General features: G+C 57.3%; 17 protein-coding genes. 10 read left to right on the forward strand and 7 right to left on the reverse strand.

The genetic code is table 11. The features are described 5' to 3' along the window. The first annotated feature begins 124 nt into the window (after window positions 1-124). The 3 genes from dld to HFD94_RS01190 all read left to right on the forward strand — a co-directional run bounded on the left by dld (window position 125) and on the right by HFD94_RS01190 (window position 6218). Window positions 125-1828, forward strand: coding sequence for a D-lactate dehydrogenase (dld, locus tag HFD94_RS01180; protein ID WP_010260312.1), 1704 nt, complete (start codon window positions 125-127; stop codon window positions 1826-1828). 292 nt (window positions 1829-2120) lie between these two features. After that, on the forward strand, window positions 2121-3518 hold the full coding sequence (locus HFD94_RS01185) for an OprD family outer membrane porin (RefSeq protein ID WP_122889073.1): 1398 nt from the start codon (window positions 2121-2123) through the stop codon (window positions 3516-3518). 48 nt (window positions 3519-3566) lie between these two features. Beyond that, window positions 3567-6218 carry a beta-N-acetylhexosaminidase gene (locus HFD94_RS01190; RefSeq protein ID WP_122889074.1) on the forward strand — a complete coding sequence of 884 codons (2652 nt, stop codon included), beginning with the start codon at window positions 3567-3569 and terminating at the stop codon, window positions 6216-6218. A gap of 454 nt (window positions 6219-6672) precedes the next feature. Here HFD94_RS01190 and HFD94_RS01195 read toward each other — a convergent pair whose 3' ends face one another. The 3 genes from HFD94_RS01195 to HFD94_RS01205 form a co-directional block, all read right to left on the reverse strand. Then, window positions 6673-9120: a DUF3772 domain-containing protein gene (locus HFD94_RS01195; protein ID WP_010260302.1), complete on the reverse strand. Its 2448-nt coding sequence runs from the start codon at window positions 9118-9120 to the stop codon at window positions 6673-6675. A gap of 226 nt (window positions 9121-9346) precedes the next feature. Beyond that, the gene (gene pbpG / locus HFD94_RS01200; RefSeq protein ID WP_010669685.1) at window positions 9347-10294 is read right to left on the reverse strand and encodes a D-alanyl-D-alanine endopeptidase; all 948 of its coding nucleotides are present in this window, start codon (window positions 10292-10294) and stop codon (window positions 9347-9349) included. A gap of 178 nt (window positions 10295-10472) precedes the next feature. Further along, window positions 10473-11060: a Yip1 family protein gene (locus HFD94_RS01205; RefSeq protein ID WP_010260296.1), complete on the reverse strand. Its 588-nt coding sequence runs from the start codon at window positions 11058-11060 to the stop codon at window positions 10473-10475. 205 nt (window positions 11061-11265) lie between these two features. Between HFD94_RS01205 and HFD94_RS01210 the strand changes: the two genes are divergently transcribed. From HFD94_RS01210 to HFD94_RS01225, 4 genes are all read left to right on the forward strand, one after another. Beyond that, window positions 11266-11847, forward strand: coding sequence for a DedA family protein (locus tag HFD94_RS01210; protein ID WP_033771195.1), 582 nt, complete (start codon window positions 11266-11268; stop codon window positions 11845-11847). 231 nt (window positions 11848-12078) lie between these two features. Next, window positions 12079-13893 carry a glycoside hydrolase family 15 protein gene (locus HFD94_RS01215; protein ID WP_122889075.1) on the forward strand — a complete coding sequence of 605 codons (1815 nt, stop codon included), beginning with the start codon at window positions 12079-12081 and terminating at the stop codon, window positions 13891-13893. A 214-nt stretch (window positions 13894-14107) separates the two neighbouring features. Next, the gene (locus HFD94_RS01220) at window positions 14108-15229 is read left to right on the forward strand and encodes a L,D-transpeptidase family protein (protein ID WP_122889076.1); all 1122 of its coding nucleotides are present in this window, start codon (window positions 14108-14110) and stop codon (window positions 15227-15229) included. Between the two features lie 187 nt (window positions 15230-15416). Beyond that, window positions 15417-17018: an inorganic phosphate transporter gene (locus tag HFD94_RS01225; RefSeq protein ID WP_062758120.1), complete on the forward strand. Its 1602-nt coding sequence runs from the start codon at window positions 15417-15419 to the stop codon at window positions 17016-17018. A 21-nt stretch (window positions 17019-17039) separates the two neighbouring features. Here the strand turns inward: HFD94_RS01225 and HFD94_RS01230 are convergent, their stop codons facing one another. The 4 genes from HFD94_RS01230 to HFD94_RS01245 all read right to left on the reverse strand — a co-directional run bounded on the left by HFD94_RS01230 (window position 17040) and on the right by HFD94_RS01245 (window position 21237). Further along, complete coding sequence (locus tag HFD94_RS01230; RefSeq protein ID WP_122889077.1) at window positions 17040-18227, reverse strand: MFS transporter; 1188 nt, start codon at window positions 18225-18227, stop codon at window positions 17040-17042. A 70-nt stretch (window positions 18228-18297) separates the two neighbouring features. Beyond that, window positions 18298-19248 carry a tRNA dihydrouridine(16) synthase DusC gene (gene dusC / locus HFD94_RS01235; protein WP_022626007.1) on the reverse strand — a complete coding sequence of 317 codons (951 nt, stop codon included), beginning with the start codon at window positions 19246-19248 and terminating at the stop codon, window positions 18298-18300. Window positions 19249-19250: 2 nt separating this feature from the next. Further along, entirely contained in the window at window positions 19251-20627 is a 1377-nt protein-coding gene (gene rhlE, locus HFD94_RS01240; RefSeq protein ID WP_167432713.1) for an ATP-dependent RNA helicase RhlE, read from the reverse strand. A 217-nt stretch (window positions 20628-20844) separates the two neighbouring features. Next, the gene (locus tag HFD94_RS01245) at window positions 20845-21237 is read right to left on the reverse strand and encodes a YbhQ family protein (RefSeq protein WP_122889078.1); all 393 of its coding nucleotides are present in this window, start codon (window positions 21235-21237) and stop codon (window positions 20845-20847) included. 179 nt (window positions 21238-21416) lie between these two features. Between HFD94_RS01245 and HFD94_RS01250 the strand changes: the two genes are divergently transcribed. Genes HFD94_RS01250 through HFD94_RS01260 form a run of 3 tightly spaced genes read left to right on the forward strand, consistent with a single transcriptional unit; the run spans window position 21417 to window position 24384 of the window. Next, on the forward strand, window positions 21417-22178 hold the full coding sequence (locus HFD94_RS01250) for an endonuclease/exonuclease/phosphatase family protein (RefSeq protein ID WP_022626009.1): 762 nt from the start codon (window positions 21417-21419) through the stop codon (window positions 22176-22178). Continuing rightward, window positions 22175-23419 carry a cardiolipin synthase ClsB gene (clsB, locus tag HFD94_RS01255; RefSeq protein ID WP_010260263.1) on the forward strand — a complete coding sequence of 415 codons (1245 nt, stop codon included), beginning with the start codon at window positions 22175-22177 and terminating at the stop codon, window positions 23417-23419. The genes HFD94_RS01250 and clsB overlap by 4 nt, the downstream gene beginning before the upstream one ends. Further along, a complete protein-coding gene (locus tag HFD94_RS01260; RefSeq protein ID WP_060679786.1) occupies window positions 23419-24384 on the forward strand; it encodes a lysylphosphatidylglycerol synthase domain-containing protein in 966 nt (321 codons plus the stop codon). The genes clsB and HFD94_RS01260 overlap by 1 nt, the downstream gene beginning before the upstream one ends. Window positions 24385-24395: the final 11 nt, after the last annotated feature.

The raw sequence follows: 24395 nt of genomic DNA on the forward strand, positions 1-24395 counted from the left end.
ATCGAATTAACAGGCGGCAGTGTGCCACAAGATGAGAATAGCAGGTAGCTGCCGCTGTCACACTGCGTTGAGGTGAGTTGACGTGCTACAGTTAGGACGCACTGATAAGACAAGGGAATTGCTCATGATACAAACCTCTGCCCTGCTTTCTGACCTGCGCCGCCTGGTCGGCCCCACCCATCTGCTGACTGAACCTGAACAGACCGCGCGCTATCGCAAGGGCTTTCGCTCCGGCGAAGGCGAGGCGCTGGCGGTGGCGTTTCCCGGTACGCTGCTGGAGCTCTGGCGGGTACTGCAAACGCTGGTAAATGCCGATGTCATTATCCTGATGCAGGCGGCGAATACCGGCCTGACCGAAGGCTCGACGCCGCATGGCGACGATTACGATCGTCCGCTGGTGATTGTCAGCACCCTGCGGCTGGATAAGCTTCAGCTGATCGACGAAGGCCAGCAGGTGCTGGCGTTCCCCGGCAGCACACTCTACCAGCTGGAAAAAGCGCTAAAGCCGCTGGGGCGTGAACCCCACTCGGTGATTGGCTCCTCCTGTATTGGTGCCTCGGTGCTGGGCGGCATCTGTAATAACTCAGGCGGATCGCTGATCAAACGCGGACCGGCCTACAGTGAAATGGCGCTGTTTGCCCAGATTGATGCGCAGGGAAAACTGAAGCTGGTGAACCATCTCGGTATCGATCTTGGGACGTCACCGGAAGAGATTCTGGGGCGGCTGGATGATGACCGCTGGCAGCCCAAAGATGTGCAGCACGATGGCCGTCACGCCTCCGATCATGAATATGCCGACCGGGTTCGTGAAGTGGATGCGGATACGCCCGCCCGCTATAACGCCGATGCGCGTCGCCTGTTTGAAGCCTCCGGTTGTGCCGGGAAGCTGGCGGTCTTCGCGGTGCGACTCGATACCTTCGCCAGCGAACCGCAGCAGCAGGTGTTTTACATCGGCACCAACGAGCCCGGTGTTCTCAGCGATATTCGCCGTCACATGCTGGCGCATTTCACCCATCTGCCGGTGGCGGGCGAATATATGCACCGCGACATCTATGACATTGCGGAAGTCTACGGCAAAGATACCTTCCTGATGATCGACAAGCTGGGCACCGACAAGATGCCGCTGTTTTTCACGCTGAAGGGGCGGGTTGATGCCTGGCTGAGCAAACTCTCCTTCGTTAAACCGCACTTCAGCGATCGCCTGTTGCAGCGCCTGAGTAAACTGTTCCCGGCGCATCTGCCGAAACGCATGAAGCAGTATCGCGATAAATATGAACACCATCTGATGCTGAAGATGTCTGGCGACGGCGTGGCGGAAGCGCGTAACTATCTGCGCGACTACTTCCGTGAAGGCGGTGGCGAATTCTTCGAGTGTGAAGGCAAAGAAGGTGCGCACGCCTTTCTGCATCGCTTCGCAGCGGCGGGTGCGGCGGTGCGCTACCACGCGGTGCATTCTGATGAGGTCGAGGACATTCTGGCGCTGGATATCGCCCTGCGTCGTAACGATGCGGACTGGTTCGAAACCCTGCCCGATGAGATCCGCGCCTCGCTGAGCCATCGTCTCTACTATGGCCACTTCTTCTGTCATGTGTTTCATCAGGATTACATCGTCAGAAAAGGGGTCGATGTGCATGCGCTCAAAGCGCAGATGCTGGAGATTCTTCAGGCGCGGGGTGCTGAATATCCCGCTGAACATAATGTCGGACATCTCTATCAGGCCAAACCGCAGCTGGCGGCGTTCTATCGCCAGCTCGATCCCACCAACAGCTTCAATCCTGGGATTGGCAAAACCAGCAAGCAAAAAGGATGGGCGGTGAAGCAGGTTTAATCGCCTTATCGGTCAGCCTGCTTATCTGAGCAGGCTGATTGTCATACAACCGGGAAGCCCTTCGCACCGCCAGCCTCCCGTTGCAGCAGCCCTGCCAATAGCTAACATCTTCATCAAAATATTAATCTCCCCTCCCATATTACACCTGCTTTATTTTATCTCATCGGGTTCTGCGCAATAGTTCACAAATCACCACGCTGCTAATTGATAATTCGCGTCGCGAAAAATAGAGTACCGCCACAATAATAATATTCTGCTTAATTATCCGGATTGCATTCAGGGAGGAATGATCATGCGAAAAATTAATTACGCGTTAGCGTTAGTTGAAATAGCCACCGTATTAATAGCGTTAACTGCAATAAGTTCATCACCGGCTTACGCCAGTGGATTTATTGAGGACTCATCGCTGAAAGGTAATGTTTTTTACTGGCAGCGTCAGCGAGATCGCAGAGACACCGATCCCGCCAGTGAATATCAGGGGCAGTATCGGGCTAATTTACATCATGCCTCACTCAACAGTAATCTCGACTATCAGTCAGGCTATGCCGGAGAGTGGATTGGTCTGGACCTCGCCATTTTCGGTGCTGCTGAGCTTTCCAACAGCGGCCCCGCCGCACCCAATGAAATTGGCTTCAGTAAGGCGCGTACCCGCTGGGATGAAAAGTGGAATGGCGACAGCGGCGGTGCTTCTGTTTATAAAGCCGCACTGAAATTAAAATATAACGATTACTGGTTGCGTGCCGGTTATATTCAGCCAACCGGCCAGACAATTATTGCACCACACTGGAGTTTCTTACCCGGAACCTATCGCGGCGTCGAAGTCGGTGCGCTGTATGATTTCCAGCAGGCTGGCACATTATCGCTCTCCTGGATGTGGAGCGACAAATATAAAGCGCCCTGGTATCGTGACTTATATGATTTTCGTCAGGCTGATGGCAAAACCCCTGTCAGCTACCTGCATTCGTTCGGTATGAAATATGACTTCAAAAATAACCTGGTGCTTGAGGGCGCATTTGGCCAGGCGGCGGATTATATGGATCAATATTTTGCCAAAGCCTCGTGGTCAGCCACGCCTGCCGGCAATGCACTTTACACCAGCTATCAGTTTTACGGGGCACACGACAAAGTATCGGGGGGTGCCGCTAATCCGCGTGATGTCTATGACGGCCTGGCCTGGTTACAGGCAATCACGGTCGGCTATACCGTCGGCCCGGTTGATCTGCGACTCGAAGGCAGCTGGGTCAAAGCAGAGGGGAATCAGGGCTTCTTCCTGCAGCGCATGACGCCAGGCTACGCCAGTTCCAATGGACGACTGGATATCTGGTGGGATGCCCGTTCCGACTGGAACGCCAATGGCGAAAAAGCGATCTTTGCCGGGGCGATGCTCGACTTAACGCCGTGGCAACTGGCGGGATGGAAAGTGGGCGCATCGTACGTCTGGGGCTGGGATGCCAGACCCGCCACGCTGCTCACCGTTGACCAGAGCCAGCGGCTGAAAGAGTCCGCCTGGAACCTTGATCTGATCTATCAAATCCAGCAGGGCCGCGCCAAAGATACCCTGTTTAAACTGCATTACACCCGCTACGACAATCACAGCAATCTGCCCAGTTACAGCGGCGGTTACGGCAATATTTTTCAGGACGAGAAGGACATCAAATTTATGGTTATCGTGCCGTTTACGCTGTTCTGACGCCCTGCAGACTCCCGGATATCTCTTCAGCAGCAAGGATGAATCAATATGTTTAAGTTAAGCCTTATCGCGCTCACTCTGCTGGGCGCTGCAGCCACAGGCCACGCCAGCTCGTCAGCGCAGCAGGTGGTGAATCAGATCAGCCAGTTTGGCGTCACTTATCAGGTGAACGATAATCAGGCCGCCCTTCATGGCACCGACTGCGCTGCGCTGGGTGCCGACTATGCCGCCTGCAATCGCGCCACCATTACCCTGACCAATAACGGCCCAGCCCTGACCGACAAACACTGGGCAATCTACATGAGCAACGTCCACCAGACGCTGCGGGTCGATAACGAACAGTTTAAAATGACCCATCTGGTCGGCGACCTGACCCGGCTGGAGCCGACTGAGAAGTTCACCGGCATTGGCGCGGGCGAATCGGTGCAGATTCCGATCGTTAACGAATACTGGCAGCTGTTTGCCACGGATGTGATGCCGCGCTGGTATGTGACGTCCGGGCAGGCCACCCCCAAAATTATTGCCAGCACCGATCATGAAGATCCCAGCCAGTTTGTGTTGCCGTTGGGGGATAACTGGCGACGCAGTGCCGATGACCGGAATATCCTGATGCAACCCGCCAGCCGGTTTGATAAAAACAGCGACGTTGCCACCCTGCCCGCCTCCGCGCTGCGCGGTCAAATCATACCCACGCCGCTTGAGGTGAAACTGCGTCCGCAGGATGCCGATCTCAGCCGTGGCGTCAGTCTGTCTCTGACCGGACTGACCCGTGAAACCGGTGAGGCGGTAAAGCAGCGTCTGGCCCTGCTTGGTCTGAAAGAAGATCCTGATGGATTTGCCATCAGGACGCAGATCAAACCGGGTCACTTCAGCGGCAAACAGGCTAAACCAGGCGCATACGATCTGGATATCACTCCCCGCCGCGCCATTGTGGTGGGCTACGATGCTGCCGGTGCGTTCTACGGTCTGATGTCGATTCTCTCGCTGATACCCACCGAAGGCGCGCCGCGTATTGCCACGCTGGAAGCCCATGATGCGCCACGCTTTGCCTATCGCGGCGCGTTTCTTGACGTTGCCCGCAACTTTCACACTAAGCAGGCAGTGATGCGGCTGCTTGATCAGATGGCAGCATGGAAGATGAACCGCTTCCACTTTCACCTCAGTGACGATGAGGGCTGGCGGATTGAGATTCCCGGCTTACCGGAACTGACTGAGGTGGGGGCTAAACGCTGCCATGACCTGAGCGAACAGCGCTGCCTGCTGCCGCAACTCGGTTCCGGTCCGTTCAGCGATAACAACGGCAGCGGCTACTTCAGCCGTGCCGACTACATCGAGATTGTGAAGTATGCGCAGGCCCGTCACATCCAGGTGATCCCGGAAATCGATATGCCCGCCCATGCCCGTGCCGCCGTCATCGCCATGGAAGCGCGCTATCAGCGGCTGATGAAGGAGGGACAATCTGAACAGGCCAGTGCGTATCGCCTGATCGATCCCACCGACGACTCCAATACCACCTCGGTGCAGCTCTATGATCGCACCAGCTATCTCAATCCCTGCATTGCGGGTTCGCAGCGGTTTGTCGATAAAGTGATCGGTGAGATGCAGGCAATGCACCGGGAAGCGGGACAGCCGCTCGGTGTCTGGCATTTTGGCGGTGACGAAGCGAAGAATATCCGGCTGGGTGCTGGCTACTCGGATAAACGCGACCCTAAACCGGGCACCGGTCTGCGCGACTGGAGTAAAGAAGATCTGCCGTGGGCGAAATCGCAGGTTTGTCAGGCGCTGGTGAAGAGCGGCAAAGTAGACGATCTGGCGCACCTGCCGAGCTATTTTGCCCTGACCGTTAGTGACATCGTTAACCGGCACGGTATTGGCAAAATGCAGGCCTGGCAGGATGGTTTAAAAAATGCCAAAGATTCAGCAGCCTTTGCCACACCGCGCGTCGCGGTCAACTTCTGGGACACCCTCTACTGGGGCGGTTTTGACAGTGCCAGTGACTGGTCACAGAAAGGCTACGACGTGGTGATCTCCAGCCCCGACTATCTCTATCTGGATTTTCCGTATGAAGTTAACCCACTGGAGCGCGGCTATTACTGGGGCACGCGCTTCAACGACGAGCGCAAAATCTTTGGCTTCGCGCCGGACAACCTGCCGCAGAATGCTGAAACTTCGGTGGATCGCGATGGCAACTTTTTCAGCGCCAAATCAGAGAAGCCCTGGAGCGGTGCTTACGGCATTTCGGCCCAGCTGTGGAGCGAAACGGTACGCACTGACGCTCAAATGGAGCACATGATCTATCCTCGCCTGTTTGCAGTAGCGGAACGAAGCTGGCACCGCGCCAGCTGGGAGCAGGATTACAAGGCAGGTCAGGAGTATGCGGGGGGCAAAACCCATCTGGTCGATCAGCAGGCGCGTCTGAATGACTGGCAGAGATTTGCCAATCTGCTGGGACAGCGGGAACTGGCGAAGCTGGATAAGGCGGGCATCGATTATCGCCTGCCGGTGCCGGGAGCCAGGATCGTTGATGGCATCCTGTCGATGAACGTGGCCTTACCGGGCGTGACGCTGGAGTACAGCCTGGACAAGGGCACAAACTGGCAGCGCTACGATGCCACCAGACCGCCGCAGGTCAGCGGTGCGGTGGCAATCCGCTCGGTGAGCCGCGACGGGCAGCGCACCAGCCGCGTTGAATCTCTGTAAAAAGCGGAGTGAGAACGGGCTGAGAAGCCAGCGTTTGAATATGAAAAAGGCCGACAGAAGTCTAATGGCAGTCAGTTAAGCGACAGGGGATAACGCAGTCTGGTGCCGGGCAGGGGCTGGCGGTCCTCGCGCCGCTGCGCGGTTCCTTCACTTCATTCGCCTGCCTGACGGACCGCCGGGGATGGCACATCCTGTGCCGCCCCGCCTTTCGCCCGCGTCCTGCGGGCTCTCCTGGCAGACTCATTCTGTTCAGCGCTGCGGATTACCTGCCCCTGCCCGGCCCCAGCCTGCTCTGAAACTTCAGTGTGTATTGTTAAAAAGGGCACGATAGTGAAGGCCTGAGCGCCGCTGCTGCTCGCTCGCCCAGAAAAAAGGCTGCCACGTTTGACCGTGGCAGCCTTTACAAATCTGATCTTAACTGATCAGCATTAGACAGCAGTCGGCCCTTTCACACCTAAACCAGCTTCTCTTCGGGGACCGGCTCCGCACCCGCCATCTGCTGACGGCGCTCGATAATCATGGTTTGCGGTGTGGAGAGCAGGATGCCCTCTTTACGCAGACGCGTCAGAATATCGAACAGCAGATCGCTCTTCGCCCCTGCGATCTGGCGCTGACCCGCCACGTTACCGGTGACGCTCAGTATAATTCCCTGCTGAGTCAGGTCTTTAAACGAAACGGATGGCTCTGGCGTCTCCAGAATGCGTTCATTTTCGTTGTAGACCTCCAGCAGGATATCGCGCACTTTCGCCGGATCGATGTCGAGCGGGAACGTCAGCGTAATCGTGACCACCCCCTGCGCATTACCCATGGTGGCATTTCGCACGTTCTGCGAGATAAACTGCGAGTTTGGCACAATCACCGTGGATTTATCGCCCAGCTGGATCTCGGTGGCGCGCACGTTAATCCGGCGGATATCCCCTTCGATACCGCTGATGCTCACCAGATCGCCAACCTTCACTGGCCGCTCGGTCAACAGAATCAGCCCCGAGATAAAGTTCTTCACAATCTCCTGTAAGCCAAAACCGATACCTACCGACAAGGCACTGACGATCCAGGCCAGCTTATTCCACTGCAGACCCATGATCGACAACGTCAGCAGGATGACCAGTACATAACCGATGTTGCTGAACAGCGTCACCAGCGACACCCGCATGCCCACATCCATGGTGGTTTTCGGCAGAAAATCAGTGTCGAGCCAGCGGCGCACCGTTCGCAGCACATAGATGCCGACGATCAGGCATATAATCGCATTCACCATATGCGCCGGGACGATATTCAGGGATTCAAGCCCTTTACCGCCCCAGAACTCAATCACTTTTTGCAGCAGCTCAATCGGCGTTGAAGAGGCAAAGGTCCCGTTGACCAGCGCCAGCGCCACAACCAGCACCAGGAAGGTTTTACCGATGGCCGTCAGCAACGTAGCCGTTTGCTGCAGATGACGCTCATTGATGTTAAGCGAACTCTGAATACGGCGACCGGTTGCGTTACTGGTCGAGAACAGGCTCTCACAGCCATCGTTGAGCAGATGACTGAGGAAGTAGAACGAACCAAACAGCAGGCCGCACCAGATCACTTCATAACTCAGGAAGCGTGCCAGCGTGACGTAACCGATGAGCAGCGACACCAGAATGGCGATGCCGGTCAGCGTCAGGCCCATCTGGATCAGTCCCACCAGCGTAGAACGAGCCTCTGGTGGTGTGCCCGCCTGGGTCATACGGCGACGAACCCGGTTGGTGCGCATGCTGATCGCCAGCGCGGTAGTACCAATCAGCAGTGCCGTCAGCCCGTTGGCAAAAATGGTGGTATTCAGGCTGGTGCCGACGCTGTAGTTAAACGCTTCGACCGTCTGGAAGATAAAGACCAGCACGGCGGTAATCGGTGGAAACGGTTTTAACGCCATCGCCACTTCATTGGAGATGGTCGGTAACCGCCAGCTGGGGCGACGGGTAGAGAGGAAAGCGCGTCCCAGTCCGGCAATCAGGCCACAAAAGACACTGAGCCGAACCAGTTGATCCACAAAGTCCTGAACGTTTTCAGAAACCTCATCACGGCGGGTAAAGGCCAGGGCGATAAAGTTAAAGGTGAGGACGACAGCCACCAGGGTGGTCAGGGCTATCGCTGCCGCCAGGAAACTGCGGCGCAGCTTCCCTTCCGGCAGTTTGTGAATGCTGATCCAGGCCAGAAACTCTTCGCTGTAACGACGGCCAGCCGTCATTACCAGCATCGCAGCCAGCAGCCAGAAGACACTGCCCACGCGCCAGCCCGGCTCCCATGAGAGTGCCGCAGTGTCCTGCAACTCCTGCAGGAATTCACCGATTTTCTCGCCATCCAGATCCTGACTATTGAGCAGCGGTGACCAGAAGCGCGGCCCCAGAATGGTGCCGGAGTTCAGCGCCAGCTGGCTTTTCAGCTGATCGCGGCGCAGGTTAACAATCTGCGAGGAGAGCATCAGCGCGCCATTTTTAATGCCTTCGGCCTGTTTGATCTGGTCGTCGAGTTTGCTTTTCTGACTCTCCAGCGCGTTACGCTTGCGCGTCACTTCCGACGTCTCTTTTACGCCGCTGTCGGCTTTAGGTGCCGGCCCCAGAACCTGCAACTGGGCTTCCAGTTGCTGGCGATCGGGGAGCAGCGCCTGGCCCAGCGTGTCGGCACTGCCTGAGAGCTCAAGCGCCATTTCATTCAGCTGAGTCAGCTTGTTTTCGCCAGCATCAACGGAGACCTGACTTTTAATTTTATCGAGGATCTTCTGCATTTTCGGCAGTTCAACCGCAGCATTCAGCTTCGGCGGCGCATCCTGTTCCTGAGCAGCAGTGGCCTTATCATCCGCGGCCAGCGTCAGCGCCGGGGCAAACGCCACCAGCGCCAGCATTAACAATGCAAAAAAGGATCGTAGCTTAAACATATGAGTAAGATTCCGGCAGCTTAAATCAGGCGATCTTCCCTCGCCAGTCGCGCGTAGTGTAGGGCTTTGCAAGGGATGGCAATATAGGAATAACGGGCATTTTTCGGGCTAATTCGGTGCAGACAGAAGCGTGAAAATCGCTGTACGCCTCTGCCTGCATCATCCCGGATACCCGCTCAGCCTGCAGGTAATACCAGTGTCCGCAGCGCGCAACACCGGCTATATTCTACTCAACGTCGGCGCTGCTGGCCCCATTACTGGCAACCTGGCCCGACTTCTGTTTTTTATAGGCCAGTGCGGCAGCCGGCACCGGCGCCGCTTTACCGGTCTCAATCCAGCTGCGCAGACGGTTAGCGTCGGCGAAGTGGGTATATTTGCCAAAGGCATCCAGCACCACCAGCGCCACCGGACGATTATTAATCATGGTGCGCATCACCAGGCAGTGGCCCGCCTCATCGGTGTAACCGGTTTTAGTCAGCTGAATGTGCCAGTCATCTTTATAGACCAGATGGTTGGTGTTGCGGAACGGCAGCGCATAGCTCGGATGGGCAAACACCGCCGTCTCCTCTTTAGTGGTGCTGAGCGCGCCAAGCAGCGGATATTCCCGCGTCGCTTTGAGTAATTTAACCAGATCCTGCGCGCTGGAGACGTTTTGCGTCGACAGGCCGGTTGGCTCCACATAGCGGGTCTGTTTCATGCCCAGTGACCGCGCTTTCGCGTTCATCGCCCGGATAAAGGCGTTATAGCCGCCCGGATAAGCATGAGCCAGGCTGGCAGCGGCGCGGTTTTCCGAGGACATCAGCGCCAGCAGCAGCATATTACGGCGGCTGATCTGGCTGTTGAGCTTAACGCGTGAGAAGACACCCCGCATTTCCGGCGTCTGGCTGACATCGACGGTTATCATCTCGTTCATCGGCAGATGCGCATCCAGCACCACCATAGCAGTCATCAGCTTGGTGATGGAGGCAATGGGCCTGACCCGATCAGGGTGGCTGGAAAACAGCACTTTATTGGTCGTGAGATCGACAATCATCGCACTGCCAGAGGCGATCTGCGGCTGAGCAATCGGCGCCAGTTGCGACAGCGACGTCGTTGCCTGCGCCGGAAGTGAAACAATCTGCCCTGAAACGAGCAGCGCCAGCGAAAGCAGGGTGGAACGAATTTTTGCAGGCATCGTAGAAAAAACCCGGTTATGAATATGTACTGTGTCAGACCGACACAGGCCGCCCGCTTCAGTGAGGTCGGAGCGCGGGCTGGCGGCGATATCATACCCGTAAGGTTAAGAAATTTCCTGGTGAGAGTGTTTCCGGGCGTAAAAAGAGAACTGCCGCCAGAGCGGCGGCAGCGGTCGGTCAGAACAGATGCGGTCCATATCCCCACAGCACCACGGTTAATGCCAGTAACACTTCAAATACCAGCACGCCAATGGCCAGCGTTGAACCGGAAAAGCGCAGACTCTCTTCACGGTCGATATTAAGAAACAGTGGAATGCCGATATAGAGCAGATAACCGGTGTAGAGCAGCGCCAGCGCGCCCGCCAGCACGCAGAGCCAGACCAGCGGATAGAGTGCCACCAGCCCGCTGAGAAACAGCGGCGTGGCCACATAGCCCGCAAACACCGTACAGCGCTGTACGCCGGGGCGCTGCGGATAATCACGTGCCATCCAGTGAATCACGCGTCCCATTACCGCGACGCCACCCAGAATAATCAGATAGAACAGAATGCCAAGCCCAATCCCGGTCAATAGGTTGAGTTGCACATATTGCCCCTCGCCCAGATTCCAGCCCAGCTGAGTTGTACCGATAAAGGCGCAGATCACCGGAATCGCCGCCATCAGCAGAACATGGTGGGTGTAATGGTGCGATACGCTCTCATTCTCTTGCTTGATATGACGCATTTCCTGATTCGGATGCGCCAGCAGACCCCAGACATGATTCATAGATTCACTCCTCTGATGCAGTGGGCCGCCCGATGATGCATCCGTCTTTGGGGGCAGCGTCCTCTCAAGTATAAACGGCAGCGAAACTTTCGTGGTGATCGGACAAAAAAACAGCATAAATAAACGGACCCATGAGGCACGGGCGGAAGCGAAGCCAAATCGCGTATAGACTGGAAGAAACAGTCACTGAACAGGGAGGGTCATTTTGCATCTGGATATCAACGCATTAATTACGCAGTACGGTTATCTGGCACTTTTTATTGGCTGTATCGCCGAGGGGGAAACATTTACGTTGCTGGGCGGCGTCGCCGCGCATGAGGGGCTGCTGCATTACGTGGGGGTGGTGCTGGCCGCGATGGGTGGCGGTATTGTCGGCGATCAACTGCTCTACTGGGTCGGTCGCCGCTGGGGCACGCAGATCCTGCGCCGCTTTAAAAAGCATCAGGATAAAGTGGTCAAGGCGAACCGCCTGATTAAACGCCGTCCCAGCCTGTTTGTGATTGGCGTGCGCTTTATGTATGGCTTTCGACTGATTGGCCCAATCATCATCGGGGCCAGCCGCCTCAATCCGATGAAATTTTTTATTCTTAACGTCATCGGGGCGGTCATCTGGGCGCTGATCTTCGTCACCCTGGGCTATTTCGCGGGCGGCATCATCGCGCCGTGGCTGCATAAACTCGACCAGCATCTGAAGCATCTGCTATGGCTGGTCGGCGCAGTGGTATTCGCCTTTGCGCTGCGCTGGGTGATCCGCCGCTGGCACAACCGTCGTGCCGACCAGGAATAAATGAACCACGGATTCGCCAGCAGACGCCACCGGCTATAAGAGAGAGCTGACCGATGGCACAGGTCGCCGACGCTGAGCAGCGCCAGGCGACCCTGCTGGCGATTTCCCATGTCTCACCCGCCCTCACCCCTTCCCTGCCTCATTCAACCGTACGTTAACCATCTGTGCCCAAACGAAGCCGCATCAGATGGCTCAGCTATAGTTAGGATGGACACTGACAGGGAGATGAGGATGAGTAAGGTAAAACGTAAGATTGAAGACCATGGCGTGATCGGAGATTTGCGCACCTGCGCACTGGTCGCGAATGATGGCACCATTGATTATCTCTGCTGGCCGGAACTCGACAGCCCGTCGGTCTTTGCCGCCCTGCTCGACAGCGATGATGCCGGGCTTTTCTCCCTGGCCCCTGACTGGCCCAATGCGCGACGTCAGCAGCTCTACCTGCCCGATACCAACATCCTGCAGACCCGCTGGCTGGATGATGAAGGCGTGGCGGAGATCACCGACTACATGCCGATTTGTGATGACAAGGACAAGCTGCCGCGTCTGATCCGGCGGGTCAAAATGGTTCGCGGCAGCGCGACCTTTAGCCTGCGCTGTTCACCGCGTCACGACTATGCCCGGGCGCAGACCCGTGCAGAGGCGCACAACGGCTGTATCGATTTTCATGCCGAAGGCCAGCCGTCGCTGCGCCTCGCCGCCAGCGTGGCGATGACGCTGGAGGATGAGAGCGCGACCGCCCTCTTCACGTTACAACCCGGTGAACATGCGCAGTTTGAATTTGGCAGCGTGGATGATGCGCATATCGAAGCCCTGACCACCGAACATTGCTTTGAAGAGACGCTGAACTACTGGCGACGCTGGAGCGCCCACAGTAACTATCAGGGACGCTGGCGCGAAATGGTGCAGCGTTCGGCGCTGGTCCTCAAACTGCTGACCTCACATCAGCACGGCTCTATTGCGGCGGCAGCGACCTTTGGCCTGCCCGAAGAGCTGGGCGGTGAACGCAACTGGGACTATCGCGCCTCCTGGATCCGTGACGCCTCGTTCAGCATGTATGCCCTGATGCGGCTGGGCTACATCGATGAAGCCAAACACTTTACCCACTGGGTTGGTCGCTGCGTTGAAAACAGCCATCACGATGAGATGCGCCTGCAGGTCATGTACCGGCTGGACAGCGGCACCGAACTGCACGAGATGGAGCTGCTGAATCTCTCCGGCTATGCCGACTCCCGTCCGGTGCGCATCGGCAATGACGCCTGGCAGCAGACCCAGCTCGACATTTATGGCGAGCTGATGGATGCGGTCTATCTGGCCAATAAATATGGTGAGGCGATCTCCCAGCGCGGCTGGGAACATGTCGTCAAAATGATCGACTGGCTGTGTGAGAACTGGGATCAGCCCGATGCCGGTATCTGGGAGATGCGCGGTGAACCGGAACATTTCCTGCACTCGCGTCTGATGTGCTGGGTGGCGATGGATCGCGCACTGCGTCTGGGCATGAAGCGATCGCTGCCGATGCCTTATGAACGCTGGGATCGGACGCGCCGGGAGATCCGCGAAGATATCTGGGCTAACTTCTGGAACAGTGAGCGGGGACACTTCTCTTCGACCCGTCATGGCGAACATCTCGACGCCTCAATGCTGCTGATGCCGCTGGTGCGTTTTGTGGGAGCCACCGACCCGGACTGGATTGCCACGCTGGATGCGATCAAAACCAATCTGGTCAGCGACGGTATGGTGCGCCGTTACAATACGCATGAGACGCCCGCTGATGGCCTGAAAGGCTCAGAAGGGTCCTTTGGAGCCTGCTCCTTCTGGTATGTCGAGTGTCTGGCGCGCGCGGGCCGGATTCAGGAAGCGCATTTTGAATTTGAAAAGTTACTGAGCTACGCCAATCCACTGGGCCTCTACGCGGAGGAGTTTGACAGCCACGGCCATGCGCTGGGCAACACGCCGCAGGCGCTGACCCATCTGGCGTTAATCAGTGCCGCCTTTTTCCTGAACCGCAAACTCAGCGGCGAACAAACACAGTGGCAACCTTAGTCAGCGATAAGCCCGGAAAGCCCCATTTTTAGCGCCCTGCTTCCGGTAAATGCGCTAACATCCGCGGTGAATTTACGTAAAGTATTGCAGGCAGGTTAAAATCCCGATTCACAACGTCAGATTAATGAACATATAATGCGCAGCAGGTCACATTGGCCAGCATGAATTCGACACACTGACCAGCCTGAAATATGGCGATAAAGAATTGTAAAATATGAAAATCATTCGCGCTTTCGCTTCAATCGCACTGGCTCTGGCGGCCTTCAGCCAGTCAGCCTTTGCTGTGGTTTACCCGTTACCGCCGGCCAACAGCCGTCTGATCGGTGAAAATATCGAAATTACTGTCCCTGAAGACAGCAAACTGCCGCTGGAAGCTTTTGCGGCGCAGTACCAGATGGGCCTTAGCAATATGCTGGAAGCCAATCCGGGCGTTGACGTTTATCTGCCTAAGGCTGGCAGCAAAATGATCATCCCACAGCAGCTGATCCTGCCGGATGCACCGCGTGAAGGCATTGTGATTAACAGCGCGGAGATGCGTCTTTACTACTATCCGAAAGGCAGCAAAACCGTGGTGGTGTTGCCTATTGGTATCGGTGAGCTGGGTAAAGATACCCCGATTAACTGGACCACAGCGGTAGAACGTAAAAAAGATGGCCCGACCTGGACGCCAACCAAAGGCATGCATGCGGATTACGCGGCGCGCGGTGAAACCCTGCCAGCGGTCTTCCCGCCAGGCCCGGATAACCCGATGGGCCTGTATGCGCTCTATATCGGTCGTCTCTATGCGATTCACGGCACCAACGCCAACTTCGGTATCGGCCTGCGCGTGAGCCATGGTTGTGTGCGTCTGCGCGCTGAAGATATTAAATGGCTGTATCAGAACGTGCCGGTCGGTACGCGCGTACAGTTTGTTGATCAGCCGGTAAAAGCGACCGTGGAGCCAGACGGTTCACGGTATGTAGAAGTGCATAACCCGCTGTCGACCACCGAAGAGCAGTTCAACTCGCGTGAGCTGGTGCCGATTACGCTGAATCAGGCGGTGAGCAAAGTTCTGGTTGATGCCAGCGTCAATCAGGATCAGGTTAATGGCGCGATTCAGGGCCGTACCGGTATGCCAGTAAAAGTGAACGGCGTGGAGAACAACATCCAGACTGCGCCAGTTCCGATGCCGGAAAACCCGCAGGCTGTGCCACAGGAAGAGCCAATGACGCCAGTCACCTCTCAGGGTGCAAACAGTGATGCTGCGCAGCCACAGCAGCCGGCCACTGAGCCAGCCGCACCGGCCGCTCCGGTAACACCAGCAGCCCCTGCAGCCGCGGCCAATACCAGCTCGTAATTGCCGCCCTGCTTGCAGAAGCCAGCGCCTGTCGCTGGCTTTTTTATTGCCTGCGTTTCCGCGTTTTTCCCCGCACTCCGCTCAGAATGCCCCGTCCGACGATCATTAATCTGTCATATAAAGCGCGTATCACACTGCGTTGACCCGGTGCAAATCAGCATCCGGCATCAGCCACCAGAGGTACACCATGAGCGAAAACAGTCTCTCCTCCTCATCAGCCCGAGGTCGCCCCGATTTCAACGGCAAAAATAGCCGTTTCAGTAAACCACTGTTCTTCATTCTGCTGGTTGCCGGACTGGCGTTCGCCGGTCTCAATCTGGTCAGCGATGTTGAAGAGACCAATATGCCGGTCACCAGCTATCTGCCGTTCTTTCTGCTGGGGCTGGCACTGCTGATTGCGCTCGGCTTTGAGTTCGTGAATGGCTTTCACGATACCGCCAATGCCGTAGCGACCGTGATCTACACCCATTCGCTGACGCCCGGCGTCGCGGTGGTCTGGTCCGGTTTCTGTAACTTTCTGGGTGTGCTGCTCTCCAGCGGCGTGGTGGCGTTTGGCATTATCTCACTGCTGCCGGTGGAGTTGATCCTGCAGGCCAGCAGCGGCAGCGGGTTTGCCATGGTCTATGCGCTGCTCTTCTCAGCGATTATCTGGAACCTGGGCACCTGGTATTTAGGGCTGCCGTCGTCGTCGTCCCATACGCTGATCGGCTCGATCATCGGCGTCGGCGTTGCCAATGCGATGCTGCACGGACGCAGCGGTCTGAGCGGAGTTGACTGGGATCAGGCATTGAAGGTCGGCTATGCACTGCTGCTATCCCCGGTGGTCGGCTTTGTCTGCGCCGGGCTGCTGCTGTGGGTGATGAAACTGTTTATCCGCAATCGCCAGCTTTATCAGGCGCCGGAAAGCAATCAGCCGCCACCGGTCTGGATCCGCGGCCTGCTGATCCTGACCTGTACCGGCGTGTCGTTTGCGCACGGCTCCAACGATGGTCAGAAAGGAATGGGGCTGATTATGCTGATCCTGGTGGGCACCATGCCGATCGCCTACGCCCTGAACCGATCGCTGCCACCCGACCAGATCCCGCGCGTCGCGGCGCTGAACGAAGTGACCGCCCATCAGCTGCTGCAGCTGCAACCCGCCTCAGCCAATCCTCCACCGGCCCGTGAGGTACTGACCGGCTTTGTTGGCAGCAACAGCATGAATCCCGACGTGCTGCCCGCGCTGGCGATGACGCTGCGCGAAGTCGGCGATGAGATTCGTCGTTACGGTTCAATGGAAAACATTCCAGCCCAGGCGGTGACCAATACCCGCAACCAGATGTATCTGGCGTCAGAATCGATCAAGCATCTGCAGAGCGCCGAGGTCAGACTGCCGCAGGAGACGGAACGCAATCTCAAGGCAGTGAAAACGGAACTCGACAGCGCCACCCGCTTTATTCCGATGTGGGTGAAAGTGGTGGTGGCGATTGCGCTGGGACTGGGCACCATGGTCGGCTGGCGCCGGATTGTAGTCACAGTGGGAGAACGGATCGGTAAAACCCATCTGAGCTATGCCCAGGGCGCCAGCGCCGAACTGGTGGCGATGATGACCATCGGCGCGGCAGACGGTTTCGGTTTACCGGTTTCCACCACTCACGTGCTCTCATCCGGCGTAGCGGGCACTATGGCGGCGAACCGTTCCGGCTTGCAGCTCTCGACGCTGCGTAACCTGGCCGTCGCCTGGATTTTAACGCTGCCGGTTTCTGTTCTGCTCTCTGCCCTGCTCTACTGGGCGTTCAGCCATTTTTAACGGTTTGCGGCTTATCGTCATTCAGGCGATAAGCCGCTGCTGCCAGTAAAGCCGCAGGGTAATCAGCAGCGCTCCCAGCACCATCAACGCCGCCGCCAGATAGACTGACTGCATCCCCCAGTGTCCGATAAGCAATCCCGCCACCGGGCCGGTTAAGCCCAGGCCCAGATCGAGAAAAGCGGAATAGGTGCCCAGCGCAGAGCCCTGATCCTGGCGCTCAACCCGTTTAACCGCCTCAACGCCCAGCGCCGGAAAGACCAGCGAAAATCCGCTGCCGGTAAGGAATGCGCCCGCCCCTACCAGCCAGGCGCTGTCCGCCTGCCAGATAATCAGCAGTCCCAGACATTCCAGCAGGAATGAGAAGAGCGACACGCGCAGCCCGCCGAAACGGGTAATAAAGCGACCAAACCCCAGACGCACCAGCACAAAACCCAGGCTGAACAGCGTCAGCGCATAGGCCGCGCCCTGCCAGTCACGGCTGGCAAAATAGAGGGTGATAAAGGTGGCGATAACGCCAAAACCGATGGTGCCGAAGCCCAGCGCCAGGCCATAAAGCCAGACGCGCGAAAAGACGCGGTGAAACGGAATGCGCTCGCCCACGCTGACCGTCACCGCCGGTTTGCGGCTGGCCATCAGATAGCCCGCCACGCCCATCAGCGCAATCAGCCCGGCAAATCCACTCATACCAAATTCACTGTTCAGCAGCACACCCAGCGGTGCACCGACGGCCATTGCCAGATAGGTCGCAACACCGTTCCAGGAGATCACGCGCGCGGTCTGCATCGGCCCGACGATATTCATACCCCACAGGGTAGAGCCGGTGCTGCTGAAGCTTTCACCTACGCCGAGAAACAGCCGTCCGATGGCCAGCAGCGCCAGACTCAGCCACGACCAGCCGCTCAGCAGTGCGGCCACGATAGTCAGCACCCCGCTCATACCGCAGCAGAGCAGTCCCAGCATCACCACCCGCTTTGGCCCAAGGCGATCGGCCAGACGGCCCGACTGCGGACGGCTGAGCAGCGTCGCAAAGTATTGAATGCTGATAATCAGTCCGGCGATAAAGGAGCTGAAGCCAAGATGATTTTTGACGAAGCCTGGCAGCACGGCCAGCGGCAGTCCGACAGAGAGATAGCAGAAGAAGGTGAAGATAATAACGGAGAGGATTCGTTTGTTGAGCTGGCTGTTGCTCAACACAGCGGAGTCAGACATAGCAGGCAAGGGGTCCAGGAAATTTTTCCCACTATACCGTCAGGTCACTAAAGGGTCGCCTGATTTTTTATCACAAACCATGAACATGTGCGTGACGATCAATCGCCTGTGCAATGTCGCCCGACGATTTTAACGCACGGATTTCGCTGAATAAGCCATCGGCTTCGCCATAGGCTTTGCGCAGATAACCGAGCCACTGTTTGATACGCGCCACGTGGTAGAGGCCGGTATCGCCCTGCTTTTCCAGGCGGCTGTATTTCTGTAATAACCGCACCACATCAGGCCAGGCCATCGGCGGCTCGTTATATTTCACTACCCGGCTCAGGTTGGGGATGTTCAGTGCGCCACGGCCAATCATCACCGCATCGCAGCCGGTTACCGCCATACAGTGTTGCGCGCTTTGCCAGTCCCAGATTTCGCCATTAGCAATCACCGGAATGCGCAGCCGCTGACGAATGTCGCCAATCGCCTGCCAGTTGATCGCCTCTGCGCGATAGCCCTCTTCTTTAGTCCGCCCATGCACCGCCAGCTCGCTGGCACCGGCCTGTTGCACCGCATCGGCAATCTCCAGACTGCGGGCGCTGGAGTCCCAGCCGAGCCGCACTTTCACCGTTACCGGCAAATCTGCAGGCACCGCTTCACGCATCGCTTTCGCGCCGCGATAGATCAGATCGGGATCTTTAAGAAGAGTTGCGCCGCCTCCGCTGCCGTTGACCAGTTTAGAAGGACAACCACAGTTGAGATCCACACCCCATGAGCCCAGCTCCACCGCACGTGCGGCGTTCTCGGCTAACCATTCGGGATGCTGCCCCAGCAGCTGCATACGCACCCGCGTGCCGGAAGGCGTGCGGCTTGCGTTATGCAGTTCGGGGCAGAGACGGTAGAAAGATTTTACCGGCAGCAGTTGATCGACCACGCGCAAAAACTCAGTGATGCAGAGATCGTAGTCGTTTACTTCCGATAACAGCTGGCGCACCAGTGAATCCAGCACGCCCTCCATCGGTGCCAGTAAAACCCTCATACTCAGACGTTTCCGGTACGCTTCGCTGCTGCCGGACGACGCGGACGGGCTGCGGGCCTATCGCCCTGAGGAGCGGCCTGGCTCTGACGACGCGCCTGAGGACGCTTTTCGCCGGATGAAGATGAGCGCGATGCGCCTGCACCCTGTCCGCCCTGGCTGCGACCACGGCCGCCGCCGCCACCTGCACCGCCGCGAGACTGCTGCTGACGACCGTTGATGATCGGCTCCGCTTTGATGCTCGGATCGGGTTCATAACCTTCAACGGCCAGACGCGGGATTTCACGCTTCAGCAGACGTTCGATATCACGCAGCAGCTTATGCTCATCGACGCAGACCAGTGACAGTGCGACACCGGTCGCCGCCGCACGGCCGGTACGGCCAATGCGGTGAACGTAATCTTCGGCGACGTTAGGCAGCTCATAGTTCACGACGTGTGGCAGCTCTTCGATATCCAGGCCACGGGCCGCGATATCGGTGGCAACCAGGACGCGAATTCCGCCTGACTTAAAGTCGGCCAGCGCGCGGGTACGTGCACCCTGGCTTTTGTTGCCGTGGATCGCGGCGGCGGAGATGCCATCTTTGCCCAGCTGCTCGGCAAGGTGGTTCGCGCCGTGTTTGGTACGGGTAAAGACCAGCACCTGCTGCCAGTTGCCTTCGCCAATCAGCTGAGACAACAATTCACGCTTACGCTTCTTATCAACGAAAGCCACCTGCTGCGCGACCTGCTCGGAGGCGGTGTTGCGGCGAGCCACTTCAATCATTTCCGGGTTGGTCAGCAGTTTCTCAGCCAGGCCTTTGATCTCATCAGAGAAGGTGGCAGAGAACAGCAGGTTCTGACGTTTAGCCGGCAGACGTGCCAGTACGCGACGGATGTCGTGGATAAAGCCCATATCCAGCATACGGTCCGCTTCATCCAGCACCAGAATTTCGACCTGTGACAGGTCAACTGCATTCTGTTGTGCCAGATCCAGCAGGCGTCCAGGCGTTGCCACCAGGATATCGACGCCGCCACGCAGTTTTACCATCTGTGGATTGATGCTGACGCCACCAAACACCACCATGGAACGCAGCGAGAGATATTTGCTGTAGTCGCTGACGTTTTCGCCAACCTGCGCTGCGAGTTCACGGGTTGGGGTCAGGATCAGGGCGCGCACCGGGCGACGACCGCGGATGGGCGTGGCAGTGGCAGAGAGTTTTTGTAACATCGGTAAGGTAAAGCCGGCTGTTTTGCCGGTGCCGGTCTGGGCGCTCGCCAGCAGATCGCGGCCTGCCAGCACAACAGGAATCGCCTGGCGCTGGATAGGTGTGGGTTCGCTGTAGCCTTGTTCGGCGATCGCGCGCAAAATATCGGCACTCAGGCCGAGAGAGTCAAAAGACATTAAGTGATTTACTCCGGTCCGCTCTGACCGTGATTCACGGTGTAGTTTTCAGAGGGATAGTGACGCCAGCCAGGGCTGACGCGTGAAAAGGGCGCAAACTACGATGCGTAAGCGGGCGAGTGTAACAGCTTTAAGAGAAGTGTGCGAGATAGCTCACATTTCCTGACACAACTTAACCGCCTGAAAACAGGAAGGCCACCTTCCGGTGGCCTTCAACTTAACTACGTTTGTTTTCGATTCGTCGCGGTGGCTCTTTCACCAGCAGCGAGACCAGCGCCGGACCCAGCAACATCACTACGCCGAGACACGCCAGCAGCAGGTTGTTGTGGTAAATCCGCGACACCAGGAACAGTGTCATCATGGCGGCGCCAAAGTAGTAAGTGGTGGTCGCTTCTTCAAGATAATCGCCGAGAGTACGTAAACGGACAATGCGCTGTGTCACCAGCATGGCAACAAAAACCAGTGCGTACATCGCCACCAGCGTACTGCAGACATCAACCAGCGCTTTGTGCTTCCAGCCCCAGATCAGTGCAGCGATCACCAGCAGATGCATAGCAATATGCAACAACGTTTGACCCGTGATAATTTGAATACGATTAGACCATTTCATTCAGTTCTCCTGGCAGACCCAACAGGTCGCCCAAGTGCTACCGGCACAAGCCGGAAACGATTTCCTCAATGTAAAACAATTTTCGGATAACGCCCTAATTTTCGCCCTCTTTCACCACCCATTTGTGACAAAGACTACACTTTGATTCTATTGATGATGAAAAGGAGTGCGTCGCGAGTATGCCACAAAACAAGCAAGGATTTTCAATAAAAGTCCTGACGATCAATACACATAAGGGTTTCGCCCCTTTCAATCGCCGCTTCATCCTGCCCGAATTACGCGATGCCGTTCGCGCAACGGAGGCGGATGTGGTCTTTCTGCAGGAGGTGATGGGCACGCATGCCATCCACTCCCTTAACCATGAGGAGTGGCCCGATTCTCCTCATTACGAGTTTCTGGCCGACACCATATGGAACGATTTCGCCTATGGGCGTAATGCGGTCTATCCGGAGGGGCATCACGGCAATGCGGTGCTGTCTCGCTTCCCGATCGCCGACTATGAGAACCGGGATATCTCGGTGGCGGGCAGTGAAAACCGCGGCATGCTGCACTGCCAGATCGCCCTGCCCGAGCCGCACGGCACGCTGCATGTCATCTGCGTTCATCTGGGTCTGAAAGTGGCCCATCGTCACGCGCAGATGAAGAAAATATGTGAAATGGTTAACTCACTGCCGCCCGACGCGCCGGTGGTGGTGGCGGGCGATTTCAACGACTGGCAGCGACGCGCTAACTCCATTCTGAAACATGGCGCAGGCCTGAAAGAGGTATTCAGCATGAAAACCGGACGCCCGGCGCGCACCTTCCCGGCGCGCTTCCCGATCCTGCGGCTTGACCGCATCTATGTCCGCAACGCCACCGTCAGTCATCCGTGGGCGCTGCCGCGCAAGCCCTGGTCCCATCTTTCCGACCATGCGCCGCTGGCGGTGGAGATTCACCTATGAATTTTAGCTGGCAGGAAGGCAACCGGCTGCTGTTGCTGGAAAATGGCGAAGCGTTTTTCCCGCGGGTCTTTGGCGCGATCCAGCGGGCGGAACGTACGGTATTAATCGAAACCTTTATTCTGTTTGAGGATGACGTGGGCAACGCCCTGCACCGCGAACTGCTGGCGGCAGCCCAGCGCGGCGTGCGGGTCGAAGTGATGGTCGATGGTTATGGCTCTGCCGAACTCTCCGACAAATTTGTTAACAGCCTGACCAGCGCTGGCGTGCGTTTCATCTATTACGATCCGCGTCCGCTGGTGATGGGGATGCGCACCAACGTTTTCCGCCGCCTGCACCGCAAAACCGTGGTGGTGGATGACGTGGTAGCCTTTGTAGGCGGCATTAACTTCTCGGCCGAGCACAACACCGATTATGGCCCGGAAGCGAAACAGGATTATGCGGTGCAGGTCAAAGGCCCGGTGGTGGGCGACATCGCCCGCTATCTGCAACAGGCGATTGGCAGCGAACAGAATACCCGCCGCTGGTGGGGATCGCGCTCTCATCGTCCGGCGGTCAACGCCACGCCCGGCGATGCTCAGGTGCTCTATGTTTATCGCGATAACGACGAGCATCGTGACGACATCGAAGTCCACTACCTGGAGATGCTGCGTGAGGCGAAGCGGGATGTGATTATCGCCAATGCCTACTTCTTCCCGGGTTACCGGCTGCTGCGTGAGATGCGCAACGCCGCGCAGCGTGGCGTCCGGGTGCGACTGATTGTGCAGGGCGAACCGGATATGCCGATTGTGAAAGTGGGCGCGGAGCTGCTCTACAACTATCTGGTCGATGGCGGCGTTGAAGTCTACGAATATATCCGTCGCCCGCTGCACGGCAAGATCGCGGTAAAAGACGACTACTGGGCCACCGTCGGCTCCAGCAATCTCGATCCGCTCAGCCTGTCACTTAACCTCGAAGCCAATCTGATCATCCACGACAGGCCGTTTAACCAGACGCTGCGCGATAACCTGGAAGCGCTGCTGGCCAACGATTGCCAGCGCGTGCAGGAAGATCGCTTACCGCCGCGCAACTGGTGGCAACTGAGTAAAAGCGTGGTGGTATTCCACTTCCTGCGCCATTTCCCGGCCATCGCTGGCTGGCTGCCGGCGCATACGCCGCTGCTGGCCCAGGTGGGTGAGCCGGTACAGCCTGAAATGGAGACGCAGGATCGCGTTGAAACTGATAACCCGGGAGCAAAATCCTGATGGCAAAAAAACATCCACGCTGGCAACTGGCGAAAAAAATCCTCACCGTGCTCTTTTTCATCGCGGTGGTGGTTCTGCTGGTGGTCTATGCCCGCAAAGTGAACTGGGAAGATGTTTATGACGTCATCGTTAACTACAACCGCTTTGTGGTACTGACCGCCGCCGGACTGGTGGTGCTGAGTTACCTGGTGTATGGCTGCTATGACCTGATTGGACGCGCCTACTGCGGCCATAAGCTGGCGAAGCGGCAGGTAATGCTGGTGTCGTTTATCTGTTACGCCTTCAACCTGACGCTGAGCACCTGGGTGGGTGGCGTCGCGATGCGCTACCGGCTTTATTCACGGTTAGGGCTGGATAGCGGCACCATCACCCGCATCTTCTCTCTGAGCATCGCCACTAACTGGCTGGGCTATATTCTGCTGGCGGGCGTGGTATTCAGTGCGGGCATGGTGTCGATTCCCAGCGGCTGGTTTATTGGTGAAACCACCCTGCGGCTGATTGGTGGCGCTCTGCTGGTGCTGGTGGCGGCCTACCTCTGGGCCTGTGCCTTCTCAAAGCAGCGTCGCTGGACGGTAAAAGGCCAAACGCTGCAGCTGCCCTCGCTGCGCATGGCGCTGCTGCAGTTTGCGGTTTCCTGTGCCAACTGGATGGTGATGGGGGCGATTATCTGGCTGCTGCTGGGACGAGACGTCGGTTATCCTATGGTGCTGGGCGTGCTGCTGATCAGCAGTATTGCCGGGGTAATCATTCATATTCCGGCGGGCATTGGCGTACTGGAAGCGGTCTTCCTGGCGTTACTCAGCGGTCAGCACGCCTCGCATGGCACTATCATTGCGGCGCTGCTGGCTTATCGCGTGCTCTACTTTATCCTGCCGCTGCTGTTAGCGCTGGTGCTCTATCTGGGGCTGGAGAGTCGGGCGAAGCATCTGCGTCAGAAGAACGAGCAGAAGTTGCAGAAGTCGTAATAAAAAAGGGG

The organism is Pantoea sp. EKM20T (genome assembly GCF_011800485.1).
Lineage (GTDB): Bacteria > Pseudomonadota > Gammaproteobacteria > Enterobacterales > Enterobacteriaceae > Pantoea > Pantoea agglomerans.